The sequence below is a fragment of the Asanoa siamensis genome, from assembly GCF_016862555.1.
GTDB lineage: Bacteria > Actinomycetota > Actinomycetes > Mycobacteriales > Micromonosporaceae > Asanoa > Asanoa siamensis.
Genome location: NZ_BONE01000164.1, coordinates 1 through 5,820, shown reverse-complemented (window position 1 = coordinate 5,820; position 5,820 = coordinate 1). Strand labels below are relative to the sequence as shown.

Sequence of the window (5,820 nt, the reverse complement as noted above, 5' to 3'; positions counted from 1 at the left end):
TTAGCGCGCAGCGTTCCGGACGCGGAGCGGGTGGCGGATCTGACGGCCGACGTCTTCCTCGCTGCGATCGCCGCGGCCCCGAGGTATCGCGCGTCCAAGGGCAGCCCGATGGCGTGGACCTACGGCATTGCCCGAAACGTGCTTGTTACTGACCTTCGACGCACCGAGCGCGAGCGGCGGGCCGCCAACCGCCTCGCAGGGCGACGACTATTGACCGACGACGACATCGTCCGCCTCGAAGAACGCATCGACGCGCAGGCTGCGGTACGACAGATCGTGCCGGCAACCGACAAGCTGCCCGAGACCGAGCGGGCGGTTCTCGAACTCGTCGCCGCCGAAGGGCTGACCATACAAGAAGCCGCGGCGGCTCTAGGAATCTCCACCGTGGCGGCGCGAGTGCGTTTGCACCGTGCCCGGAGACGACTTCTCAAACACAGCCCTGACGCCAGTGAGGCGACCAACTATCCCACCTTGGAGGTGTTGTCGTGAATCAGCCGACAACGTTCGAGAACCGACTGCTGGCCGTGCTCGAGGACGAGGTCATCCAGGCGGCAGCGAGCTCGCTCGGTAGGCAGCGGCAACGCCGCGGCCGGCGAGCGCGGATCGGCGCAATCGCAGGCGCGGGCGTGCTCGCCGTGGCCGCCGCAGTCGCCGCGCCGGTGCTCATCGGCCAGCGTGGGAGTTCGGCCGCCTGGGCCGTCGAGACCGGTGCTAACGGATCCGTCGAAGTGACAATTCACCAGTTGCGAGATCCCGCTGGACTGGAACGGCGCCTGGCGGAGGCCGGCATCCCCGCCTATGTCGGTTTCGTGCCGGCGGGCATGGTCTGTGCTCAGCGCACCACCCGCTCGGACTTCTCCGTTCCCGGCAAGGGTCTGGAGTTCCAGACGACGACAGCGCCGGCACATTCATCGTGAATCCCGGCCGGCTGAACCCCGATGAGCTGCTGGCGTTGACGGGATACGCCGACGCCAGCGGCCAGATTCTCGCCATGCACATCAACGTCGTACCGCTCACCGAGGAGCGCTGCCAGATCGTGCCCATGGTCTACCCGGGTGAAACTTCGCCGAACTCCACATTGTCCCCAGGACAGTAGCGAACAGGTTCCTCGTGGCCGACGTACCGCCTGGCAGGCGCAGCTCTGCCAGGCGGCTGGCTCAAGGGCGAACGCTGGCCGCGGCGTATCCGCTCATGCCGCGATCCGCGCTTGCGGCCGAAGAGGCTGGTTCCAGGCAGTTCTACGATGCTACAGGCGGCAGACGAGGGTGTCAGAGGCACGAACCTGTGCCACTTCGGCGACATCTGCGACGCAGGTCGGAGGGCAGATCGCCGCTGCGCGCAGGGCCGTGGACAGCGTCGGCCGGCGCAGGGTGTCCCTAGCCGGGGGCCACGAAGAACTGCGCCACCCTGATAGGCGTGCTGATCATCGAAGCTACCAATACTTGCCGCCGCTACGGCAGCCCTGAGCGGCGACAACTCAACGTTCCTCCGGTTGGGTGCTCGGCACAAGCTGGGCTACCCGACGCCAACGCTTGGTCTCGACCGCAGGTCGAGCCGGGCCAACGCACGGACTGATCAGCCCGCCCACCCGTCAGGCGCCGGCGCGTCTGGTTCCGCCGCGCGAGCTGTTGGGACGCAGTGATCGTGTCGTCCTGGCTGGAGAAGTTAGCCAAGAGCCGCCTTGGTTGGTCGCTCCGGGATGCCACCGCGAGATCCGCCGCAGCCGACTATCCCGACTCGACGAGTCTGGCTACGGTCGCGTTCGGCTCGTCCAGCGGCGTATCGAGAGACTCGGTTCCTCCGGGCCTGTCCTGAAGCCTTACTGGCCGGGGACCGGCACGACAGCGGCGAGGCGGTGGCCGACGGGCAGGGCGCTGTCAGCGGGGTTCCGGCCATCCTGTCCTCGCCGACATGACCGAGCCATCTTCATCTTGTAGCCAGCACGTTGACGATCCCATGTCCTTGCACTACCTTTCCACTAATTATTTAGTGGAATGAGTGATGATGTGATCGAGTTCTATCTGGACCGGTCGGCCGGGACGCCGACGTATGTGCAGCTCGTCCAGCAGGTGCGCCAAGCGCTGCGTACCGGAGTGTTGGCGCCCGGCGACAGGTTGCCAACGGCCGCTGCGGTGGTCACGCAGCTGGCCGTCAATCCGAACACGGTGCTTAAGGCCTACCGGGAGCTGGAGCGCGAGGGTCTGGTCGAACCGCGGCCGGGCCAAGGCACGTTCGTGCGGCGCTCGCTCGGCAACGCCTCCGCCGCCGGCCGAGCCAAACTCCAGCGGGATCTGACCAGGGCCCTCCAGGCTGCCCGGCAGGCGGGCCTGGAGACCGAGGACATCGAGGCAGTTTTCGCCGCAGTCCTGCACCAACGCGCTGGGCGGGGTGTCGCATGAATGCCCTAGAGACAGCGGGCCTGGGTAAGCGATACGGCCGGGCGTGGGCGCTGCGGGACTGCTCGCTCGCTGTTCCCCCGGGCCGGGTGGCGGCATTAGTCGGGCCGAACGGCGCCGGTAAGTCCACGCTGCTGCACGCCGTGATGGGGCTGCTCACCCCGACCAGCGGCGAGGCTCGAATTTTCGGCGTGCCACCGCACACCGCGGACGTACTCAGCCAAGTAGCGTTCGTGGCCCAGGACAAGCCGCTGTATGACACGTTCCGGGTCGCTGAGTTGCTGCGGATGGGGCGGGCACTGAATCGGGCTTGGGACGGCGACTTCGCTATCTCGCGTCTGGACAGCCTGGGCATCCCGCTGCGTCGGCGGGCCGGCAAGCTGTCCGGCGGCCAGCAGGCCCAGCTCGCGCTTACCCTGGCTATGGCAAAGCGTCCCCGGCTGTTGCTGCTGGACGAGCCGCTGGCCAACCTCGATCCATTGGCCCGTCTCGAAATGATGGGTCACCTGAAGGCGACCTGACCGTGCTCCTGTCCTCCCACGTTATTTCGGACCTGGCCGAGGCCTGCGACTGGCTGATCGTCGTCAACGACGGTCGGGTGCAGGTCGCGGGCGATGTCGAGGAACTGATCGGTTCGCACCAGGCGCTGTCCGGGCCGATCGAGGCGGCGGACGCACTGCCGGCGTCGATCTCGGTCGTCAGCCGCCGAACCGTCGGCCGCCAGGCACGCCTGCTCGTCCGAACCGACCGGCCAGTCTTTGACCCGCATTGGACCAGCACCCCTCTCGACATGGCCGAGTTGGTAGTCAGCTACCTGCGCGAGCCCGACGCCGCCGCGCTGCCCCGACCGACGCTGGCTACCGCCACAACCGATGGAGACCGTTGATGCTTTGGCTCACCTGGCGCCAGCACCGCCTGCAACTGCTCGCCATGGCCGCCGTCGTTGCCATGCTGGCGGCATACCTGGTTTATCGCGGCGCAGCCCTCGCGGAACCGGCCGCAGTGATGCGCGCCTGCGCCATGGGAACGGTAACCGGCCTGCCCTGCGACAAGCTGTTGGATTACGTCGGCGTCGACTCGGGGCTCAACATCACGCTCGCCGCGATCAACCTGCTGCCGGCGCTCGTCGGAGCCTTCTGGGGAGCACCGCTCATCGCCCGCGAGCTCGAACGCGGCACACAGCGCCTGGTGTGGGGCCAGAGCGTCACCCGCCGACGCTGGCTCGGCGCCAAGCTCGGCGGACTCGCGGTAGCGGCGCTGCTGGGCGGCGCTGCCCAGGCGATGGTGGTCACCTGGGCGGTCGACCAGTTCGCCGTCATACGCACCATCAACCGGTTCCAGGATCCAGCGCTGTTCGACCTCGTCGGCGTAGTGCCACCCGTGCTCTGGCTCTTCGCGCTGAGCCTCGGCACCGTCGTCGGCCTGCTGGCACGCCGCACGCTGCCCGCCATGGCGATCACCCTAGCCGTCCTCGTGGCGACGCTGTTCGGGCTCAACATGCTTCGCCCGCACTACGCGACGCCGGAAACCCGACCCCTCAATCAGGCAATCAGCGGCACAGCCGTGTACGCCCCGCAAGACTGGCTGCTCGGCATACAACGACGGGATTCCCGTGGGCACGCGGTCGGCGACGCTACAGCGGAACGCCTATGCCCTCAACAATGGGACGAAAGTTGCTTAAACAGCAACGGCATCACTGTGAACCGGATATTCCACCCATCCACCCTGTTCTGGCGCTTCCAATGGATCGAGGCCGGCATCCTGCTCGCCGGCACCGCCCTCCTCACCGGCTTCGCCCTCATTCGGCTATCTCGCCGTGCTGACTAACGTCTCCAGAGGACCGGCTTCATCAAACCGGCCGCTTCCTGCAACAGATGGCTCACCGCGGTATTCAGAAACCGCCGCGCTTGATGCAGAATCGGCCGCCAATTTCTCATAAGGTCACCCGACTTGGGCAATGCTTGCATGACGGCCAAGTCATAGAGATTCTGCACACTCTCTGCCGCTGACCAGGTCTTGCCGCCGGCAGTACCGACACGGGGGTCTGTAAGAACAACGGTGCAACTCCTGATCAAGGAGCAGCACCCGATGACCGACACGACGATGGCCGTGGATTCTTCCGCGGTGGCTAAGAGGATTGATCCGGCGGCGGTGCCGGCGGATGGTGTGGACGCGGAACTGGCCGGTCGCCCGGTCGAGCAGGCCCCCGCAGCGGGCCTGCAGCTGACCGGCGGCGGCGGTCTGCTCCAGCAGTTGACGGTGGTGAGCCCGGCCGACGGCGCAAAACCATTCTCTGGATTGAATCGGCCTTGCTCGACATCATAAGCCGGCAGTTTGCGCAAGATTCCTCATATTTGACCGTGGACATTAACCTCGAAAGTCATCGCGTAGCGAGGGAGGATGCGCCATGAATCATGAAGCGGTCACGATCCGGCCGGCGGTGTTTGGCGATCTGAAGGGGATCACGGAACTGGCGCGATGCGGTGCGCTTGATGCATTGCCGGAAAACGAATCGCCGGCCAATGGGTTTCTCGTCTCAGGCCTGAGCTTCACCGATTATAGGGATCTCCTCGATCGAGCTGAGTTCTTTTATGTAGCGCACCTTGGACAAGAGCTTGCTGGCTATTTAATTGCATACAGCTATAGCGATCTTCTCAGAGACGATGAGTGGCTATCGTCCCAGCTCGCGGAAGTACTGGACGATTTCACCATCGTCAAGCAGGTATTTATATCAAAAAACTTCAGAAATCAAGGCATAGCGTCGGCGCTATACGGACGCGTGCTGGCGGTGAGCGGCTCTACCAATGTTGTCGCCTTGGTCGTCGCACAACCAAGGAACCGCGCTTCGTCGCACCTCCACCGCAAGCTGGGCTTCGCGCCAGCGACTTCGGTTACCCCTTTGGATGGGCTGCCGAGAACGGTCTGGGTACGTCTCCCGCGAGATTCGCGAATGTTCCAACAGCAACTACTCCTCGCAATTGATCTTTACAAGCATGATGATCGACTGAACTGGCAGAAACTCAACAACTTCTTTTATGTCACGGTCGGCCTCGTTGCATTGTGCGGACTGTCGCTTGGATTTAAGGACGGATCAAAGAACGTCGTGCTGCTGTTGACAACCCTCCTGGGTGCGGCGTCGGCGTTGGCATTTACGGTCACGCTTAGTGCGGGTGTTTTTTACCTGCAGTACCGGAAAAAGGCCATCAAGGTTCTAGAGCGTTTAGTTGAGCTACGCGGTTGCCCGGCGGTGCTGTTCGGACGGAAAGGCACAACACCGCGAAAAGGCGGAATATTGGCAAAGTCTCCCAGCAATTATGTTTTAGTTGGGATCCCGGCTATCGCTCTAACTGGGTGGACTTGCGGGATCCTCGCGGTCTGCATGAATATGGTGACCTAGCTTCCGAATCGCGTCGTAGGCTTTCTG

At 64.3% G+C, this 5,820-nt stretch carries 8 protein-coding genes and 1 pseudogene; all 9 read left to right on the top strand.

Annotation, left to right across the window (positions count from 1 at the left end; all coding sequences use genetic code 11):
• Positions 1–489 (top strand): RNA polymerase sigma factor (locus Asi02nite_RS40750; RefSeq protein ID WP_203719401.1); only part of this gene is annotated, 489 nt, incomplete at its 5' end.
• Positions 486–917: a hypothetical protein gene (locus tag Asi02nite_RS40745; RefSeq protein WP_203719400.1), complete on the top strand. Its 432-nt coding sequence runs from the start codon at positions 486–488 to the stop codon at positions 915–917. The genes Asi02nite_RS40750 and Asi02nite_RS40745, both read left to right, overlap by 4 nt.
• Positions 914–1,096 (top strand): hypothetical protein, encoded by a 183-nt coding sequence (locus Asi02nite_RS40740; RefSeq protein WP_203719399.1) that lies wholly within the window; start codon positions 914–916, stop codon positions 1,094–1,096. The genes Asi02nite_RS40745 and Asi02nite_RS40740 overlap by 4 nt, the downstream gene beginning before the upstream one ends.
• Positions 1,097–2,006: 910 nt before the next feature.
• Positions 2,007–2,399 (top strand): GntR family transcriptional regulator, encoded by a 393-nt coding sequence (locus Asi02nite_RS40735; RefSeq protein ID WP_203719398.1) that lies wholly within the window; start codon positions 2,007–2,009, stop codon positions 2,397–2,399.
• A complete protein-coding gene (locus Asi02nite_RS42185; RefSeq protein WP_239127716.1) occupies positions 2,396–2,917 on the top strand; it encodes an ATP-binding cassette domain-containing protein in 522 nt (173 codons plus the stop codon). Before Asi02nite_RS40735 ends, Asi02nite_RS42185 begins: the two co-directional genes overlap by 4 nt.
• 2 nt (positions 2,918–2,919) lie before the next feature.
• Entirely contained in the window at positions 2,920–3,282 is a 363-nt protein-coding gene (locus Asi02nite_RS42180; protein WP_239127715.1) for a hypothetical protein, read from the top strand.
• Positions 3,282–4,223 carry an ABC-2 membrane transporter-related protein gene (locus Asi02nite_RS40725; RefSeq protein ID WP_203719397.1) on the top strand — a complete coding sequence of 314 codons (942 nt, stop codon included), beginning with the start codon at positions 3,282–3,284 and terminating at the stop codon, positions 4,221–4,223. The genes Asi02nite_RS42180 and Asi02nite_RS40725 overlap by 1 nt, the downstream gene beginning before the upstream one ends.
• Before the next feature lie 261 nt (positions 4,224–4,484).
• A pseudogene (locus Asi02nite_RS40720) lies at positions 4,485–4,655 on the top strand (IS256 family transposase); the annotation flags it as partial.
• A gap of 148 nt (positions 4,656–4,803) precedes the next feature.
• Positions 4,804–5,793, top strand: a complete 990-nt coding sequence (locus Asi02nite_RS40715) for a GNAT family N-acetyltransferase (protein WP_203719396.1) — start codon at positions 4,804–4,806, stop codon at positions 5,791–5,793.
• The last annotated feature ends 27 nt before the right edge of the window (positions 5,794–5,820 follow it).

Bases quoted from the DNA above. Each gene is read 5' to 3' on its own strand.
- Asi02nite_RS42185 (WP_239127716.1), top strand. From the start codon at position 2,396: ATGAATGCCCTAGAGACAGCGGGCCTGGGTAAGCGATACGGCCGGGCG.
- Asi02nite_RS40725 (WP_203719397.1), top strand. From the start codon at position 3,282: ATGCTTTGGCTCACCTGGCGCCAGCACCGCCTGCAACTGCTCGCCATG.
- Asi02nite_RS40715 (WP_203719396.1), top strand. From the start codon at position 4,804: ATGAATCATGAAGCGGTCACGATCCGGCCGGCGGTGTTTGGCGATCTG.